Consider the following 16499-nt stretch of genomic DNA (forward strand, 5'->3'; position numbering starts at 1 on the left):
CTTGAGAATACTCGCAGGCCCGCTCCGAGAGCAGCCACATCTCGTTTGGTGATCTTGCAGTTTCTCGCAGATCCCGCCCGTGAGCAGCGGAAACGGTGTTGGCGATCTTGCACTTCATCGCCGAGTGCAAGATCGGTTAACACATAGGTGCACGTCGGGTGGCTCGCTTGCGAGGAACTGCAAGATCACGAGATTGGTTTGCGCAGGTCGAGGGGTGGCCCTGCAAGAATTCACAAGATCACGGGTGGGGTTTGGGGTGGGGGGGTGAAACTTTCGGGTATCTATATTTATGGTTTCGGCACCGTGGCTCGTCGTTGTTGCCTATTCTGCCCTGTGATGGATTCACGGTGGTCGAGATGAGGCGTTCTATGGCGGTATACGGTGCGGATTCTGAAACCTGGGGATCGAAAACTTTCGGATGCTCTCGCCGAAATCCACCGGACAGGAGGCGCCGTTCCTCGGCTGCCTGCGCCGACCACCCGGCGAGGTCGCCGCGATGACCCGGGGATCCTTCTCGGAGTCCGCGACCGTGACGTTCACCGGGGCACGCGCCGGTGAGGCGCCGCTGACGTGGGGACAGCGGCTGATGTGGCGGGCCGTTCACCTCATGGGGGACGGCCAGACCTTCCTCAACTGCCCCTGGGTGCTGCCCGTCTACGGCGAACGCGACCTCGGCGCGGTGCTGGACGCGCTGCGACGGCTGATCGAGCGGCACGAGAGCCTGCGCACCACCTTCGCCGCCACGCCGGAGGGGCCCGTGCAGCGGGTGAAGCGCGACGGCGAGCTGGTCGTACGGCTGGTGGAGGCGGGATCGGAGCCCGCGCTGCGGGTGGCCGAGCGGCTCGCCGGTGAGCTGCGCGGAAGGGTCTTCACCCATGGGGAAGAGCTGCCGCTGCGCTGCGCCATCGTGTTCAAGGACGGCAGGCCGCGGGCGCTGGGGCTCGCCTTCACCCACCTCGCGGTGGACTTCCAGGCGCTGAACCTGCTCGCGGTCGAGTGGCGGGGGCTGCTCAGGGGCGAGCGGACGCCGCCCCCCGAGTGGCAGCCGATGGACCAGGCGGCCCTGGAGAGCACGGAGCCGTTCGCCGCCCGCTCGGCGAGATCGGTCCGATACTGGCGCTCGGTGCTGGAGGAGGCGCCGCTCGACGTGTTCGACCACCTCCCGCGCGAGGCGGACGACCCCCGGTTCATCGAGGTCGGCATGGAGTCCGTCGCACTTCCCGTCGCGGCGGAACGGCTGGCCGAGCGCTGGTCGGTCAGCACGACGAGCGTCCTGCTCGCCGCCTGCGCGACGGTCCTGGCCACGGTGAGCGGCCGCCGGAGGGCGGTCATGCAGCTCGTCCACAGCAACCGCCGCGAACCGCGCACCCGGGCCATGGTCGGCACGGTCGAGCAGGACGGGCTGTTCGCGCTCGACCTGCCCGGCTCCGACTTCGCCGCCACCTGCCGGGCGGCGCATCACGGCGCGCTCGCCGCGTACCGCGGCGCGCAGTACGACCCGTTCGCGATGCAGGCCATGCGGGAGGAGATCGGCCGCCTGCGCGGCCGGGAGCCGGACCTGGACGCGTTCTTCAACGACCGGCGGACGATCGCCACCTGGCCGGGCCTGCCCAGATCCGTCCACGACGAGGATCCGGCCCGCCTCGCCGAGCGGACCAGCACGCACGTCACGGACACCTGGCCCGGGGTCAGGTTCAAGGTGTTCTTCACCGTGGGCACGGCCCTGCACACCGGGCAGCTCGGCCTCATCGTCGACACCGCCTACCTGTCGCAGGACACGGCGCGGGCGATGCTGCTCGGCGTAGAGGCGCTGCTGGTCCGCGGCCTCACCGAAGACGTCCCGATGGCCGCGGCCGCGCAGGTGTGCGGGATCAGCGCGTACGACGGCACGGCCTGATCTTCAAGCCACCGGCCGGTCGAGGCCGAACGCGCCGGTGTCACCGCATGGCCTCGCCGTACACCGCCAGCGTGCGCTCTCCCGTGAGCGCCCAGCTGTAGTGCCGCCGGACGTGCTCGGCGCCCCGCCGGGCGAGCCCGGCCGCCTCCCGGGGATCGTCGAGGCAGTGCAACAGGGCCTCCGCCAGCTCCTCCGGGTCGTCGTGTACGCAGCGCAGCGCGCCGTCCCCGACCACCTCCGGCGAGAAGCCGGGTCCCACCACGACGGGCCGGCCCAGCGCCATGGCCTCGACGGCGACCAGGCCGAACGGTTCGTACGTGGAGGGGAAGACGCACACGTCGGCGGCGAGGAAGTGCGCGAACACCTCGGCGGACGGCAGGAACCGGTTCTCGGCGACCACGTGGGCGGCGGTGCCCGTCTCCTCGATCGACCGGGCCAGCACCGCCGCGTCGTCGGTCTGTGGGAGTTCGGCGCCGACGAGCACGATCCGGGTGCCGGGGTGTTCTTCGACGAGCCGGGGCACGGCCCGCACGAGTGTGTGGACGCCCTTGTGGGGGGCCAGGCGGCCCGCGAAGACGATGAGCCTGCCCTCGCCGCCGGGTAGGTAGCGGCGTCTGATCTCCCTACGGACCCGGTCGCGTTCGTCGTCGGGAAGCCCGGTCAGGCGCAGGAGCTCGGGGGCCTCGAAGCCGTGCGGCACCAGGCGTATCCGGTCGGCCGGCCAGCCCCGGGCCGTCAGTTCGTCGCGCATCGTGGCGCTCGGCACCACGATGAGACGGGCCATCCGGGCCTGTACGGTCTCCAGCGCGTCGAGCAGGGCGGCATGAGGCGGGCGGCGCCGCCCGGGGGCCGCGTTGAGCTCGCGGGTGTGGACGTGGAAGACCACCGGCACGCGGCCGAGCAGCCCGCACACGATTCCGGCCGGGCAGCCCATCCAGTCGTGCACGGCCACCACCGTGCCGTGCCGTTCCGCCCGGGTGCGGCCCGCCTCGGCGCGCAGGACGCGTACGGCCGCGCGCAGGTTGAACACGAGCAGCCCGGCCGTCCTGGCCGGCAGCCGCAGCCCGCGCGGCAGACGGGGATTCCCGGCGAGGCCGAGGCCCGCCGCGGTCAGCCGGTGCAGCGTGACGTCGCCGAAGCGTTCGGTCCGCCGCGCCCGCCCGCGGCCCGCGGTCCCGAACACCACGACGGGGACGCCGCCTTCGCCGAGGACCGGCATCATCCGCTCGGCGTACCGCCCCAGGCCGCCCACGACCTCCGGCGGGACCTCCGAGCAGACGGCGTAGACCCGGTCAGGAAGGCGCATCGGCCGACTCCCCACTGGAAAGGCCGGCGACGGACTCGGGGTGCATGCGGGCACTGTACTCGGGCGCGTCCGGCAGGCCGAGCGGGGCGTGGTCTTCGGTGGCACGGCGGCGCGGGTCTATCGGCTGAGCGCGCCGCCGACGTACGGCTCGCTCACGCGTCCGCAGGGGTGAGGCCGGGGGCTCCCTCCCCGCCGAAGGTGATCACGATGTACCTGCCGTTGGCGTAGCTGACCACGGGCCGCCGGAGCATGTCGCCCACCCTGCGGGCGACCTGCTGGAACAGCTCCACCATCTCCGGGGTGTCGGCGCTCACCCTGAACCGTCCCTCGGTGACGAGATGCCGGGCGACGAGGGTGGAGAAGGTCTCCTCGGCCCGGACCCGCTCCTCCGCGTCGAGAGGGGTGCGCCGAGGTGCGGGCGGCATGCCGAGAGGGTGGGTCATCGCCGGTCTCCCAGTTCCATGTGGTCGCGGTTCCTTGTGATCGGGGTCGGTCCAGCATCCCATGAGCCGCCGTTGACATGTCCGTCCGGCGGCCAACACGTTCCTCCGATCACAGCGAGACCAAGGCCGCGTAGTCACACGCCGGAGCGCCGGGACAGGAGCTCGGTGAGATGGGCCGTGATGGCGTCGATCGTGGGATGGTCCCAGGCCAGGGTCGGCTCGACCAGCAGGCCGGTGGCCTCCTCGATGTCGACGCACAGATTGAGCGTGGACCGCCGTCGAGAACGGGGCCGGAGCGGTCCGGGTCCATGACCTGCAGATCGAGGCCGGAGACCGGGCCGCACGCGATCAGGGGAACACCCTCGGGCTCGGGGACCGCCTCATGCCGTTCCAGCGCGGACGCGGTGAACGTGCGTACGGCGAACGAGGAGTTTTCCGCAGCCCCGACGCGACGTGCCGCGGCAACTGGCTGTTCGGCCCGCTGCCGTCGCCGAACTGTGCTGCGGGCGACGCCGACCTTCCGCACGACCCATGCCCACGCGGCAGGACGGCGTCCGCTAGCGCGCGAGACCGGCGTCCGACAGCAGCGCGTGGATCCTCGTGGGGGTGAGCGGGACCTCCAGCACGGCATGCGCGATCTCCGGCACGGCGTCGGCCACCGCGTTGCCGATCGCGACCGTGGACGGGATCGTCCCGCCTTCGCCCAGGCCCTTCATCCCGAGGGGGGTGACGGAGCTGGGCGTGTGCATGTGCTCGATCACCACATCGGGCACGTCCCCCGAGACGGGGAGCGGGTAGTCCAGCAGCGTGGTGGTGCGCGGCACGCCCTCGGGCGAGTACACCACCCGCTCCAGCAGCGCGGCGCCGAGGCCCTGTGCGATGCCGCCCATGATCTGCCCGTCCGCGAGCTTCGGGTTGACGATCACCCCGGAGTCGTGGACGACCCAGTAGCGCTCGGCCCGCACCATCGCGGTGTCCAGGTCGACCGTCACCTGCACCACATGCACGGCGGGGGCGAAGGTCGGGTTGGGCGGATCGTAGACGTCGGTCTCCTCCAGCACCGGAGACTCGCCCTTGGGCAGGTTCCAGCCCATCCAGGCGTCGCGGGCCAGCTCCCGCAGCGTCACCTCGTCGTGGTCGGTACGGAAGACCGCGCCGTCGAAGTGCACGTCCGCGGGTTCGCGATCGAGGCGTTCCGCCGCGATCCGGATCAACCGCTCCCGCATGCGGGCCGCCGCCCGGAAGACGGGCGTGCCGCCCACGATGAGCCCCCGGCTGGCCGCGGCCCCGAGCAGTGAGACCGGGACGGTCGCCGAGTCGCCGACCTTCACGATGATCGCGGACATCGGCATGCCGAGCCCCTCCGCCGCGAGCTGGGTGAGCCCGGTGACGGTGCCCTGGCCGACGTCGGAGATGCCGGAGAACACGGTCACCCCGCCGTCGGGCTCGACGCGGACCCGGGCCTCCTCCCACCCGTTGTACTCGGCCGGCAGCATCTGCAGCAGCCCGCTCGGCCCGAGCCCGGTGAACTCCACGTTCATGGCGACGCCCACGCCCCGCCGTACCCGACCGGAGCGGGAGCGGACCGCGCCGGCGGACAGTGACAGCGCGCGGCGCAGCGCCCCGGGATAGTCGCCGGTGTCGTACTGCAGGTGCAGGCGGGTGGTGTAGGGCATCTCCTCGGCCGTCACCAGGTTGCGCAGCCGCAGCTCGCCGGGGTCCAGGCCGAGCTCGCGGGCGGCCTCGTCGATGAGCCGCTCCCGGATCCAGGCGGCCTCGTTCTGCCCGTAGGCACGGTAGGCGGCGGTGGGGGTGGCGTTGGTGAGCACGGCGACGAGCCGCGCCCCCACGGCCCGATAGCGGTACGGCCCCGGCAGCATCAGCGCGGTCACCTGGAACGGTCCGGTGCCCACGGTCGAGGGGAAGGCGCCGACGTCGCCCAGGATGTCGGCGTGCAGCGCGAGGAAGTCCCCGTCGGCGTCGAGCGCCAGCCGTGCCCGGTAGACCCCGCCGCGTCCGTGTTTGGTCGCGGTGAAGTGCTCGGTCCTGTCCTCGATCCACTTCACCGGCCGGCGCAGCAGCATGGCGGCGAGGCAGACGATCGCCTCGTCCTGGTAGAGATGGTCCTTCGAGCCGAAGGAGCCGCCGAGCCGCGGTTGGATCACCCTGATCCGGTGCAGCGGGAGGCGCAGGACCCGGGCGAGGTGCCAGCGGGTCATGTGCGGATTCTGGCTGGAGGCCCACATGGTCAGCTCGCCGGAACCGTGTTCGAAGGCGGCCAGCACACCGCGCGTCTCCATGGCGCTGGGCGCGGCGCGCGGCACCTCCAGGCGCCGCTCGACCACGTGGGCCGCCCCGGCGACGACCCGGTCGATCTCCTCGCGGGGATCGCCGTAGTCGACGTCGGCCAGCACGTTGCCGCCCAGCTCCGGATAGAGCAGGGGGGCCTGCGGCGCGACGGCGGCCTCGACGCCGGTCACCGCCGGCAGTTCCGCGTACTCGACCAGCACCAGGCCGGCCCCGTCCTCGGCGAGCGCCCGGCTGGTGGCGACGACGATGCCGATCGGCTGCCCGACGTGCCGGACCACGGTGTCCGCGATCGGCACCGAAACGATCTTCTGGCCGGAGATCAGCCAGGTGCACAGCTGTGCTTCGGTGTGCCGGGCGATCTCCTCCGGGCCGAACACCGCGACGACCCCGTCCAGCGCGAGCGCGGCCGAGGCGTCGAAGGCGGTGATCCGCGCGTGCGCGACGGGGGCGCGCAGCACGGTCGCGTGCAGCATCCCGGCCAGTTGCAGATCATCGACGTACCGCGCGTTCCCGGTCAGCAGGACGTGGTCGGCCACCCGGTTCACCGGGGCCCCGATGAGACTCATGGCAGCACCTGCCTGATCGCGGCGCGGATGCCCCGATAGCCGGTGCACCGGCAGACGTGACCGCCGAGCACCTCGGCGATGGTCTCCTCGGCGTCGAGGCCGTCGCGCTGGGCGGCGGTGACGCTCATGAGGATGCCCGGCGTGCAGAAACCGCACTGCAGGCCGTGCTGGTCGCTCATCGCCCGCTGGAGGGAGGTCAGGGACTCCGGCGTGGCCTCGCCGCCGGACAGCGACTCGACGGTCTCCACCTCGTGCCCCTCCGCCTGCACGGCGAGCATCAGGCACGAGCGGACCGGCCGCCCGTCCAGCAGGATCGTGCACGAGCCGCAGACGCCCTGCTCGCAGGAGACGTGCGTGCCGGTGAGGCGGAGGTCGTGGCGGATGAGATCGCTCAGCAGCGTCCGATCCTCCACCTCGACGTCATGTGCCGTGCCGTTGACGACGATTTTGATCGTTCTCATGCCGCCGCTCCTTCCAGCAGGCGCTCGACGAGGGCGCGGAGCAGGGACATGCGGTACGCGCCGCCGCCGCGCAGATCGTCCGGGGGTTCGAGGCCGTGCCCCGCCATGTCGGCGGCGGCTCGCCGTACGACCGGGTCGCCCAGGTCGGCGCCGGTCAGGTGGCGCTCCAGGCGCCGCAGGCGGACCGGGCGGTCCGCCACTCCCGAGGCCGCGGCCCTGGCCTCGGCGACCGGCCCGCCGGCGCCCGTGCGCACCCCGAGCACCACGGAGACGACGGGCAGGCCGCCCTCGCGCCTGGCCACCTCGTCCATCAGGAACCGGAGGCCGCCGCCGATCGGGAACTCGACCGAGGTGAGCAGTTCGTCGGGGCGTCGGGAGGTGCGGAAGGGCGACAGGAAGAAGTCGTCGGCGGGCACCCGGCGCGACCCGCGCACCGACTCCAGGCGCACCCGGCCGCCCGTCGCCAGGAGCACGGCGGGCAGTTCGGCGGAGGGGTCGGCGTGGCTGATGCTGCCGCCGAGGGTGGTCCGGTTGCGGATCTGCGGATGCGCGACGTGCCGGATCGCCGCCGGCAGCACGGGCAGGACCTCGGCGAGGCCCTCGTGCCGCTCCAGATCGGCGAGCCGTGCGGTCGCGCCGATCCTGACGACGTGGCGGCCGATCTCGACGTGGTCGAGGCCGGCCACCCGGTTGACGTCGACGACGACGCCGGGCCGGGCCAGGCGCAGGTTCATCAGTGGGATCAGGCTCTGACCGCCGGCCAGGACGGCGGCCTCGCCGCCGTGCTCGGAGAGCAGGCCGAGGACCTCGGAGACGGTCGGGGGATCATGATAGGTGAATGGCGCGGGTTTCATGGCGATTCCCGGGGGAGAAGAAATCCTCATCTGGACATAAAGCGGACGTTAACGAATGATGTGTCCGAGACGCCAGAGGATGAGGGCGAATTACCCCCTGATGGTGACATCAGAGTAACGCCGATGACACGCACCGTGGCCGGATCTCTGATCACGGCCCGGCGGCTCGTGGCCAGCCGGCCGCGCCCGTTCACCCCGCCCGACTGGCCACGATGGGCCGTGCCGAGGAGATCAGGGCGACGCGTCGATGTCGCCGGTCTTCCGTACGGGCGTCACGAGAGCGCCCAGCCCGTCGATCTCGATGCGTACCTCGTCTCCGGGCAGCAGCGTGAAGTCCCCTTCGGGGACGAGGCAGGTCCCGGTGGCCAGGACCACCCCATTTGGGTAGCGGTCGGCCGCAAGCAGGTGTTCGACCAGCTCGTCGAGCCGCCGGTGGAGCTGCCCGGTGGACGCCGTGCCCGTCCAGATCTCCTCGGCGCCCCGAAAGACGCTCATGCGGATGCCGAGGTCGTAGGGGTCGGGGATCTCCCACGACGGGCGGATGCCCGGCCCCAGCGCGGTCGCGCCCAGGTACATCTTCGCCTGGGGAAGATAGAGCGGGTTCTCCCCCTCGATGGAGCGGGAGCTGACGTCGTCGCAGATGGTGTATCCGGCGATCTCCCCGTTGGCGCAGACGACGACGGCCAGCTCGGGTTCCGGGACGTTCCACGTCGAGTCGGATCGTACGGCGATGGCCTGCCCGTGCCCGCGCACCCGCCAGCCGAGTGACTTGAAGAACAGTTCGGGCCGCGGCGCGTCGTAGACCCGCGAGTAGATGTCGGGTTCGCTGCTCTCCTCCCGCCGTGCCTCCCGCGACCGCTGATAGGTGACCCCGGCGGCCCAGACCTCGGTCCAGCGGTCGACGGGGGCCGTGAGCGTGGCCGGTGCCGCCGCGGGGGCGCGGACCCGGCCGAGTGATCGGCGGAAGTGGTCGAGGTCGGACGAGAGCGCAGCTCCGAGCGTGAAGTCGTCCGGCAGCGGACGGTCGCCGTCCTCGCCGCGGACCGCCCAGCGGGCGGGCCCCGCGCCGCCGGAAGCGGTTCCGGAAGCGCCGCCGACAGGGCCGCCGGCAGCGCCCTCGGAGGTTGCGCCGGGGAGAGAGACACGGACAAGTTGCATGGCGATCCGTCTGCTTTCACTTCGGGGGACGAGTGGACGGCGGGCGGGGCCGCGGAGCCCGAACCGGGCCCCGCCCGCCTGCTGCCGGTGGCGGCGCGCCATCGCCGGGTGACCGCCTCCGGCAGGGTCGGTCAGCGCGAGAATCTCGCCGTCACGTCGACGTTCCCGCGCAGTCCGGTGAGGTCGATCGTGTCGCCGTCGACCGGAAGGGCGCGGCCACCCGCCTCTGCGCCCGACAGCGTGTGCCCGGCGGGCACGCGCAGCCGCAGCTTGACGGTGGCGTCGTCACCGAGACCGGAGGGCAGCCGCACGTCGGCGCTGACGACGCCGTCCGACAGCCGCGAGGTCACCGTGTAGGTCAGCGGGCCGTACACGGTGGGCAGGTCGGTGACGCCGATGCTCTTGCCGTCCGCGAGCCACCCGCGCGGTGTGGCCGAGGCGAGCCGCAGCCCGGTCGGCCTGCCGTGCTCGTCGCCTTCCTCGTGCACGAGCATCTCGCGCAGGTTCTTCAGGTAGGCGGCGTTGTTGGCACTGAGCGGGGCGAGCCAGCTGCCGCGGTAGAACTTGCCGGGGCAGGGGTCGAGGTTGGCGCCTTCCCCCACGGTGAAGGTGTCGCGGGAGAACCCGTGGGCCAGCTGGCCGTAGAACGCGAGCACCTGCCGGTCGGCCTGGTCGTTCTCGGCGAGGAAGCGGTTGTACTGGTAGCCGTACACCTGGTCGACGCCGGTCCCCTCGTAGCCGGCCAGCCCGTCCGGCCTGCAGTCGCCGATGGACTGGCCGGTGTAGTTGAACCGCACCATCCCGAGGAACGTGCCGCCGTGGGTATGGACGTACTTCAGCAGCTTGGCGTTCTCCTCCTCGGTGAAGAATCCCGAGGCGTAGCCGTAGTAGGTGAGCAGGTTCCAGTAGCTGGAGTCCCGGCTCTCGGTGATCGAGTCGTACGGCCTGTCGCCGGACAGGAGCTCACGCGGCACGAAGAGCGAGCCGTCGGGCAGCTCCGCCTTCGACGCGTCGACCGCCGCGCGCAGCTTGCCGGTGAAGGCGTCGTACGGCCCGGCGTAGGCGTCCACCAGGTCCTGGCGGCCGATTCGCCGGAACACCTCGATCATGTCGCGCCAGCCCCACCAGGAGACGATCTGGGCGTGCGTCCAGTAGCCGGCGTCCCAGTTGTCCTCACAGCAGCGCTGCTTCTCCAGGATGCCGTTCGGGTCGGCGGCGGCCTGCCGCACGTAGTCGTCGAGGTAGCCGCGGAGCTTGTCGAGGTTGTGCTCGACGAACTTCCGGTCGCCGGTCAGCCGGTAGTAGCGCGCGGTGGCGAGGAGCTTGGCGCCCTGCTCCCAGTTCCGGTACATCACCGGGTAGGCGGGGCCGCCCTCCTTGGTCAGGTCGAGCAGGGTCTGCAGGTTGCCGCGGTAGTCCTCGGTGAAGCCGAACTCGCCGAGCGCCGAGATCGTGTCGACCATCTCGGGGACGTACTGCTGCTCGTAGAAGTTGCCGATGCTGTAGCGCCAGCCCATGGTGAGGTTCTGGATGAGCAGGTTGCGCAGGGCGTCGGTGGGGTACTGCTCGGGGATCGAGATCTTCGCGCCGCCGGCGAGCTTCCGCTTCCAGTAGTCCGCGACCTCGTCGCGTGCCTTGGCGTACCGGCCGGGGGCGAGGACGGAGGCGCCGTTGCCGCGCACCTTCGCCGGGTTGTTGATCACGGCCAGGGTGACCGTGCGCGGCCCCTTCGACAGGTCGAGGTCGTAGGTGAGATCGGCGCCGGAGAGCGCGGGCCGCCCGTCGGCGAGGAGATAGGTGCGGTCGCCCGCGGTGACCTTGCGCCCGTCCAGGGAGAGCGCGGGGCCGTCGGGATCCTTCACGTGGACGCGGAGCCTGGCGGCACGGGCCGAGCCGGAGCCGGTGGCGGTGATCTTCACGAGGCTGACGAGCGACGAGGTCTCCGGCACCCGCGTGGCGAACGACTCCTGGGTGTAGCTCACCCCGGCCGCGTCGCGGTAGTCCGTGCGCAGGACCGGGAGATATCCGTCGAGCAGCCGCGGGCCGGACAGCCGGCCGAGGTCGCTCCCGTAGCGTTCGCCGCCGTCGGCGCCGACGAAGAACCGGGCCTGCCAGAAGTCGCCGCAGCGCGCGTTGAACGCCTCGGAGTAGTCCTTGGTCCAGGGCGCGGCCTCGCACGGGGTGTGCCAGTCCGCGGTGATCCCGCTGCCGTCCGCGGTGTGCAGCGCGTAGTGGTTGTCCGTCGGCTCGGGCGGCGTCTGGGTCTCGGCGGTGTCCCCCTTGGGCAGGGTGAGCGGCAGGTAGTGGTAGCCGGTGTCGGAGACGCCCATGGCCCCGGTGTCCGGCTCTCCGGCCGCGACGCCGCCGGTCGCGATCGGCACCAGGTAGTCCTTGATGTTCTCGAAGGTCGGGCCCTCGGGCGTGGAGATGAGGTGTTCGCCCCACAGGTCGGTGCCCGAGCGCAGGGCCTCGCGTACGCCCTGGATGTACGGCTCACTGAGGTTCGGCCAGACCTGCTCGGCCGCGAGCGGCGGGGGCGGGGTCGCCGCCTGGTCCGCTCGCGCGGGCACGGCGAACACGCCCGTGCCGACCAGTGTCGCGATCATGCCTGCTAAGAGGCTTCTTCGGCCTTGCTGCATCAAGGTTCCTCCTCGACGTGCGTTCGGCGAGAGGCGATGGCGCGCGCTTCGTTGATCCGGTCCAGAGCCGCCAGCGGGCTCAGGCCGTAGTGGTAGAAATCCACGCGGTCCACGTGGAGTTCACGGGCGACGCCGAGTTTCCGGGCCAGGTTCTCGGCGGAGTCGCAGTCGGGGCTCATCGGGCGCAGTGCGACGCCGAGCCGGGCGGCGGGCCCGGCCTCGGCGCGGTACGCCGCGATCTCGTCGCGCACCCGCAGCGGGTCGCGGGCGTACGGAGTGGTCGTGATCGGGCAGGTGGCGGCGACGGCGGCGGGGTCCACGCCCAGCTCACGTGTCGCGGTGACGCCGAAGGGGCCGCCGGGGCGTCCGTCCGCCCAGCCGAGCATGCCGGCGGACAGGTCGATCAGCCGGAAGCCGGCGCCCGACCGGGCGGCGGCCGAGGCGAGCTCGGCGATCAGCGTCGTCGCCCGGGCGCATCGGGCCTCGAGGTAGCGTCCCAGCCCGGCGGCGGCCACGGCCCGGGCGGAGCGGTCCGGGGGAGCGGCGCCCGTGAGGCACGCCTCGACGTGTGCCCGCGCCGCGGCCAGCAGATCAGGGACGGGCACCCCCAGATCGGCCGCGGCCGTACGGCAGTGCGCGCAGAAGCACAGCCCGAGCAGCAGGGCGGCGGTCCGGTCCAGCGGGACAGAGCGGCGCTCGTGGCCGTGGCCGTGGTCGAACGGCAGCCAGTGCGGCGCCTCGGCGAGCACGGTCCCGACGGGGTAGCGGCAGACGTCCTCGGTGAGCGCCACCGCGTAGGCGCGGACCTCCGGATCGGCGGCGCACAGGACGTGCGGGTAGGCGTCGCCGAACAGGTTGCGCACCACACCGGGGCGTGCGCCGTCGTCCCCGTCGTCGTGCAGGTAGACGATCCACGCGTCCACCCCCGCCCCGTGGGCGCCGGCCCGGTCGCACAGCTCGCCGAGCAGGTCGCGGCCCAGCGCGAACGCGCTGCGCGCCGGGCGCAGCGCCGCCGGGTAGCGGTCCCACTCCGGCGCGAAACACACGCCGGCGCCGCCGTCCGCCACCGTGCGCAGGGGATTGTGCGGCAGGACGTCGCGGGCCGCGTGATAGGCGACGGCCGGCGCGATCCGGTCGACTCCGGCGCGCTCGCGCACGTTGCGCAGCACCGCGTCGATCCCCTCTCCGGCCAGGTCGAGCGGACCGCAGAAGATCGAGCTCTCCGGCGGTTCCCCGGCCACCGTGCTGGGCATCGGCTCCCCCTCACATGCGCACGGTGAGGCCGCCGTCGACGACCAGCGCGTGCCCGGTGACGTAGGAGGCGTCGTCCCCGGCCAGGAACGCCACGACCGCCGCGATCTCCTCGGGCCTGGCGAACCTGCCCAGGGGGATGCGTTCGGCGAAGGCGGCCCGGTCGGCCTCGCCCCAGCCGCCCTCCTCCCAGATCTCCGTCCAGGTGGAGCCGGGGCAGACCGCGTTGACCCGCACCCCGTGCCCGGCGAACTCCACGGCGAGGGTCTGGGTGGCCGACACCAGAGCCGCCTTGGACGCGTTGTAGTGCAGCATGTCCGGCTGGCCGCGCATCGCGTTGACCGAGGCCACGTTGACGATGGAGCCGCGACCGGCGGCGCACATCGCCCGGCCGGCCTCCCGGCTCAGGAACACGGCCGCCTCGACGTTGACGCGCAGCACCTCCCGCAGGTCGTCCGGGCGCAGCTCGCGCAGAGGGATGCGCGGCGCGATCGCGGCGTTGTTCACCAGCACGTCGTACGGCTCGGCCCGGCCGGCCAGCAGCCGGGCCATGGCCTCGTGGTCGGCGACGTCGGCGGCCAGGGCCTCGACCTCGCCGTGAGCGCCGAGACCGGCGACGACGGCGGCCAGCCGGTCGCCCTGGATGTCGCAGGCGGTCACCCGGGCGCCCTCGGCGGCCAGCCGGGCGGCGATCGCCCTGCCGATGCCGCGCGCCGCCCCGGTCACCAGGGCGGTGCGCCCGGCCAGCCGCTTGGCGCCCGTGCCGCCGGTCGGGGCGGCCGACCCGGTCGGGCCGGTCATGCGGGCGCCCCGCTCTCCCCGACCTCCGCCAGGGCGGCGTCTCGCCGGTCGCCCGGCTCGATGCCGAACAGCGCGGCGGCGTTGGCGCCGAGGATGCGCTCCTTGGCGGCGTGGTCCACCCGGGCGTACACGCAGCCGCCGAGCTGCAGCGGCGCGTTCATGAACGGCATGTCGCTCCCGAAGATCAGACGGTCGGGCCCGAGCTCGCCGACCAGATACTCCACCACGCCGTCCCAGGACAGGGGTCCGGTGAGGTCGAGGTGGATGTTCCGGCGTTCGGCGACCACGCCGACGACCCGGTCGAGGCCGTAGTCGAGCCCGGCGTGGCCGAGCAGCAGCGGGACCGTGGGATATTCGTCGGCCAGCGCCGCGAACACGCCCAGCGGGTCTCCCGCGAAGTAGCTGTGGGACAGCACGGGCACCCGGTGCTCGGCGGCGTACTCCCAGACCGGCCGGTAGGCGGGACCGTCGAGGGGGTAGTCGCCGTGCAGCTCGGGGTGGAGCTTGATGCCGCGGAAGGCCGGGTCGGCGAAGCAGCGCTCCAGCTCGCCGGCGACCTCCGACGAGTAGTTGGGGTTGATGCAGCAGTAACCGAGGACGCGGCCGGGATGCCGCGCCGCGGCGGCCATCACCTGGTCGTTGCCGAAGCGGTAGTCGGCGTAGATCCCGGCGTGCGCGGCCACCACGGCGACGTCGATGCCGAGCAGGTCCATCACGTGGACCATGCCGTCGATGTCGTTGTCGGGGATGTGGAAGTTGCGGAACGCGCCGAGGTGGCAGTGGGCGTCCACGACCAGCGGCCAGTCAGCTCGCATTGCCGATCGCCTCCTTCTCCTTCGCGCGGCCGGCCGTGCCCACGTCGGCGAGCAGCCGGGTGAGGGTGCCCGACGCGATCAGCTCGCGGTCGGCCGCGGGCAGGTCGGCCCGCTGGAGCTGGAGCAGCGCCCCGCCCATCGACCGCAGCGGATAACCCGATCCGAAGACCACCCGGTGCGCGCCGAACCGCCGGCACAGATCCTCGAGCCCCCCGTGCACGTTGAAGCCCGCCGACTGGATGTGCAGGTTGCCGAACCGCTTGAGCAGGGGATAGAGCGTCCGGTTGTTGCGGCCCTGGACGTCCATCAGGATCACCGGAAGGCCGGGATGGTTCTCCGCCAGGTCGTGGATCTCCCGCCACGGGGGCTCACCCCGCCGGAACAGGGTGAAGTCGACGGCGAGCGGCATGCGCACGCGTTCGAGGGCGGAGAGCAGTTCCCCCGAGCACCAGGGCGCGAGCGAGAACCGGTGCCCGGCCATGACGGACGACGGGAAGATCCGCGCCATCCGCACGCCCGCCCCGAGCAGCCCGGCGACGAGCGGCTCCGGCTCGGGCATCTCGCCGGTGTGCGGCGGCAGCACGACCCCGACCGGGCGCAGCCGGTCCCGTACGCCGTCCGGCGCCTCGGCCAGCTCGCGCAGCAGCAGCTCGTTGCCGACCTGCGGGGCGTACTCATGGGCGAGCGCGTGGTAGACGGCAGCGTCGTGGACGCCCACCCGGTCCATCTCAGCGACCAGGCCGGCCGCCGTCACCGCACGGGTGAGGTACGGCCGGTGTCCGGACGGACGGCCGATGAAGGTGTTGCAATCGAGATACCGCAAAGATCCTCTCTTCCGGCTCGCAGGGAATGAAAAGGTCGTCGGAGACGGCCGCCGGGAACGGACGTCAGGAACGGTCGATCCGGTAGGCGTCGAGCCGGTCGCGGTCGAGCTCGACGCCGAGCCCGGGACCGGTGGGCGGCAGCAGGAAGCCGTTCTCGATGGTCAGCGTGGTGCGTACGACGTCGTCGGCGTGGTAGAGGTGCCCGGCCACGTCGCTCGGCTGGTCGAGCCTCGGCGAGCTGAAGGCCAGATGGGCGGCGGCAGCGGTGCCGATGCCGAGCTCCGGCATGCTGCCCACGGCCACACCCGCACCGGCGGCCGCGCACAGGTCGGCGATCCGCCTGGCCCGGGTCGGCCCGCCCGCCTCGGGGACGTAGACGTTGACGATGTCGGCGGCACGCGCACGCAGGACCCGCCAGGCGTCGCCGACGGACCACACGCTCTCGTCGGCCATGATCGGAACCGTGGACCTGGCGCACAGCTCGGCCATGCCCTCGACGTCGTCGGCCGGCAGCGGCTGCTCGACCGACAGCACGTCGTACGGCTCCAGCCGCCCGATCAGCCGGAGCGCGTCCTTGACCAGCGGGCAGGCCATGTTGAGATCGACGCGGACGCCGATCCGGGGGCCGAACTCGGCGCGCAGCGCGGCGACGACCTCCACCAAGCGGTCGTGATCGGCGCCGCCCTTGGCCTTCAGCGTGCGGAAGCCCGCCCCCACCAGCCGGTGGGCCCGGTCGAGCACCTCGTCGAGCGGGGCGATCGGCAGCGACATCGACAGCGGCACCCGGTCGCGGGCGAGCCCGCCGAGCAGGTCGTACACCGGCCGGCCCGCGGCCTTGCCCGCGAGGTCGAGCAGCGCGGTCTCGACCGCGGCGACGGCGGTCAGGGAGTGCCTGCCGAAGGCCAGCGTCTCGGCTGCGGCCTCCTGGAACCGGGTCAGCGCGAACGGGTCGGTCCCGACGACCACGGGTGCGAGCGACCGGTCGACCAGGTCGCACAGCGCGGCGCCGTTGCCGTGCCAGATGAGCGAGATCTCGCCGAGCCCGATCGTGCCGTCGTCGGCCTCGGCGATGACGATGCCGTAGTCGGAGGTCGACTGGACCCCGAGCGCCGAGGTGAACGGCTCACGTAACGGCACCGAGACGGGTACGGCCTCCAGCCGCGTGACTTTCATG

The 16499-nt window shown here is 72.4% G+C and carries 15 protein-coding genes; 2 read left to right on the forward strand and 13 right to left on the reverse strand.

From position 1 onward, the window contains the following. The first annotated feature begins 418 nt into the window (after positions 1 to 418). Positions 419 to 1897, forward strand: a complete 1479-nt coding sequence (locus AP234_RS13610; RefSeq protein ID WP_055479975.1) for a condensation domain-containing protein — start codon at positions 419 to 421, stop codon at positions 1895 to 1897. Positions 1898 to 1937: 40 nt separating this feature from the next. On the opposite strand, the gene AP234_RS13615 is transcribed toward AP234_RS13610, so the two are convergent. Then, on the reverse strand, positions 1938 to 3203 hold the full coding sequence (locus tag AP234_RS13615; RefSeq protein WP_055479976.1) for a glycosyltransferase family 4 protein: 1266 nt from the start codon (positions 3201 to 3203) through the stop codon (positions 1938 to 1940). Between the two features lie 40 nt (positions 3204 to 3243). Between AP234_RS13615 and AP234_RS39170 the strand changes: the two genes are divergently transcribed. After that, the gene (locus tag AP234_RS39170) at positions 3244 to 3375 is read left to right on the forward strand and encodes a hypothetical protein (RefSeq protein ID WP_268778053.1); all 132 of its coding nucleotides are present in this window, start codon (positions 3244 to 3246) and stop codon (positions 3373 to 3375) included. On the opposite strand, the gene AP234_RS13620 is transcribed toward AP234_RS39170, so the two are convergent. From AP234_RS13620 to AP234_RS13675, 12 genes are all read right to left on the reverse strand, one after another. Beyond that, positions 3356 to 3646: a hypothetical protein gene (locus AP234_RS13620; protein ID WP_055479977.1), complete on the reverse strand. Its 291-nt coding sequence runs from the start codon at positions 3644 to 3646 to the stop codon at positions 3356 to 3358. The two genes, AP234_RS39170 and AP234_RS13620, sit on opposite strands and share 20 nt — an antisense overlap. Positions 3647 to 3780: 134 nt before the next feature. Beyond that, positions 3781 to 3990, reverse strand: a complete 210-nt coding sequence (locus tag AP234_RS13625; RefSeq protein WP_055479978.1) for an acyl carrier protein — start codon at positions 3988 to 3990, stop codon at positions 3781 to 3783. Between the two features lie 213 nt (positions 3991 to 4203). Then, positions 4204 to 6522, reverse strand: coding sequence for a xanthine dehydrogenase family protein molybdopterin-binding subunit (locus AP234_RS13630; RefSeq protein ID WP_055479979.1), 2319 nt, complete (start codon positions 6520 to 6522; stop codon positions 4204 to 4206). After that, on the reverse strand, positions 6519 to 6983 hold the full coding sequence (locus AP234_RS13635) for a (2Fe-2S)-binding protein (RefSeq protein ID WP_055479980.1): 465 nt from the start codon (positions 6981 to 6983) through the stop codon (positions 6519 to 6521). Before AP234_RS13635 ends, AP234_RS13630 begins: the two co-directional genes overlap by 4 nt. Continuing rightward, on the reverse strand, positions 6980 to 7837 hold the full coding sequence (locus AP234_RS13640; protein WP_055479981.1) for an FAD binding domain-containing protein: 858 nt from the start codon (positions 7835 to 7837) through the stop codon (positions 6980 to 6982). Before AP234_RS13640 ends, AP234_RS13635 begins: the two co-directional genes overlap by 4 nt. A 231-nt stretch (positions 7838 to 8068) precedes the next feature. After that, positions 8069 to 8995 carry a fumarylacetoacetate hydrolase family protein gene (locus AP234_RS13645; RefSeq protein ID WP_083502070.1) on the reverse strand — a complete coding sequence of 309 codons (927 nt, stop codon included), beginning with the start codon at positions 8993 to 8995 and terminating at the stop codon, positions 8069 to 8071. 131 nt (positions 8996 to 9126) lie between these two features. Continuing rightward, entirely contained in the window at positions 9127 to 11601 is a 2475-nt protein-coding gene (locus AP234_RS13650; RefSeq protein ID WP_055479982.1) for a hypothetical protein, read from the reverse strand. 32 nt (positions 11602 to 11633) lie between these two features. Continuing rightward, positions 11634 to 12887 carry a hypothetical protein gene (locus AP234_RS13655; protein WP_055479983.1) on the reverse strand — a complete coding sequence of 418 codons (1254 nt, stop codon included), beginning with the start codon at positions 12885 to 12887 and terminating at the stop codon, positions 11634 to 11636. A gap of 10 nt (positions 12888 to 12897) precedes the next feature. Then, entirely contained in the window at positions 12898 to 13686 is a 789-nt protein-coding gene (locus AP234_RS13660; protein ID WP_055479984.1) for an SDR family NAD(P)-dependent oxidoreductase, read from the reverse strand. After that, positions 13683 to 14501: an amidohydrolase family protein gene (locus AP234_RS13665; protein WP_055479985.1), complete on the reverse strand. Its 819-nt coding sequence runs from the start codon at positions 14499 to 14501 to the stop codon at positions 13683 to 13685. The genes AP234_RS13660 and AP234_RS13665 overlap by 4 nt, the downstream gene beginning before the upstream one ends. After that, the gene (locus tag AP234_RS13670) at positions 14491 to 15324 is read right to left on the reverse strand and encodes an amidohydrolase family protein (RefSeq protein WP_055479986.1); all 834 of its coding nucleotides are present in this window, start codon (positions 15322 to 15324) and stop codon (positions 14491 to 14493) included. Before AP234_RS13670 ends, AP234_RS13665 begins: the two co-directional genes overlap by 11 nt. Before the next feature lie 64 nt (positions 15325 to 15388). Further along, the gene (locus AP234_RS13675) at positions 15389 to 16498 is read right to left on the reverse strand and encodes a mandelate racemase/muconate lactonizing enzyme family protein (protein ID WP_055479987.1); all 1110 of its coding nucleotides are present in this window, start codon (positions 16496 to 16498) and stop codon (positions 15389 to 15391) included. Position 16499 lies beyond the last annotated feature (1 nt).

The organism is Sphaerimonospora mesophila (genome assembly GCF_001417795.1).
In the GTDB taxonomy this organism is placed as follows: domain Bacteria; phylum Actinomycetota; class Actinomycetes; order Streptosporangiales; family Streptosporangiaceae; genus Sphaerimonospora; species Sphaerimonospora mesophila.

Coding starts and splice junctions, on each gene's coding strand:
- AP234_RS13610 (WP_055479975.1), top strand. CDS start 419: ATGCTCTCGCCGAAATCCACCGGACAGGAGGCGCCGTTCCTCGGCTGC.
- AP234_RS13615 (WP_055479976.1), bottom strand. CDS start 3,203: ATGCGCCTTCCTGACCGGGTCTACGCCGTCTGCTCGGAGGTCCCGCCG.
- AP234_RS13620 (WP_055479977.1), bottom strand. CDS start 3,646: ATGACCCACCCTCTCGGCATGCCGCCCGCACCTCGGCGCACCCCTCTC.
- AP234_RS13630 (WP_055479979.1), bottom strand. CDS start 6,522: ATGAGTCTCATCGGGGCCCCGGTGAACCGGGTGGCCGACCACGTCCTG.
- AP234_RS13635 (WP_055479980.1), bottom strand. CDS start 6,983: ATGAGAACGATCAAAATCGTCGTCAACGGCACGGCACATGACGTCGAG.
- AP234_RS13640 (WP_055479981.1), bottom strand. CDS start 7,837: ATGAAACCCGCGCCATTCACCTATCATGATCCCCCGACCGTCTCCGAG.
- AP234_RS13645 (WP_083502070.1), bottom strand. CDS start 8,995: ATGCAACTTGTCCGTGTCTCTCTCCCCGGCGCAACCTCCGAGGGCGCT.
- AP234_RS13650 (WP_055479982.1), bottom strand. CDS start 11,601: ATGATCGCGACACTGGTCGGCACGGGCGTGTTCGCCGTGCCCGCGCGA.
- AP234_RS13655 (WP_055479983.1), bottom strand. CDS start 12,887: ATGCCCAGCACGGTGGCCGGGGAACCGCCGGAGAGCTCGATCTTCTGC.
- AP234_RS13660 (WP_055479984.1), bottom strand. CDS start 13,686: ATGACCGGCCCGACCGGGTCGGCCGCCCCGACCGGCGGCACGGGCGCC.
- AP234_RS13665 (WP_055479985.1), bottom strand. CDS start 14,501: ATGCGAGCTGACTGGCCGCTGGTCGTGGACGCCCACTGCCACCTCGGC.
- AP234_RS13675 (WP_055479987.1), bottom strand. CDS start 16,498: ATGAAAGTCACGCGGCTGGAGGCCGTACCCGTCTCGGTGCCGTTACGT.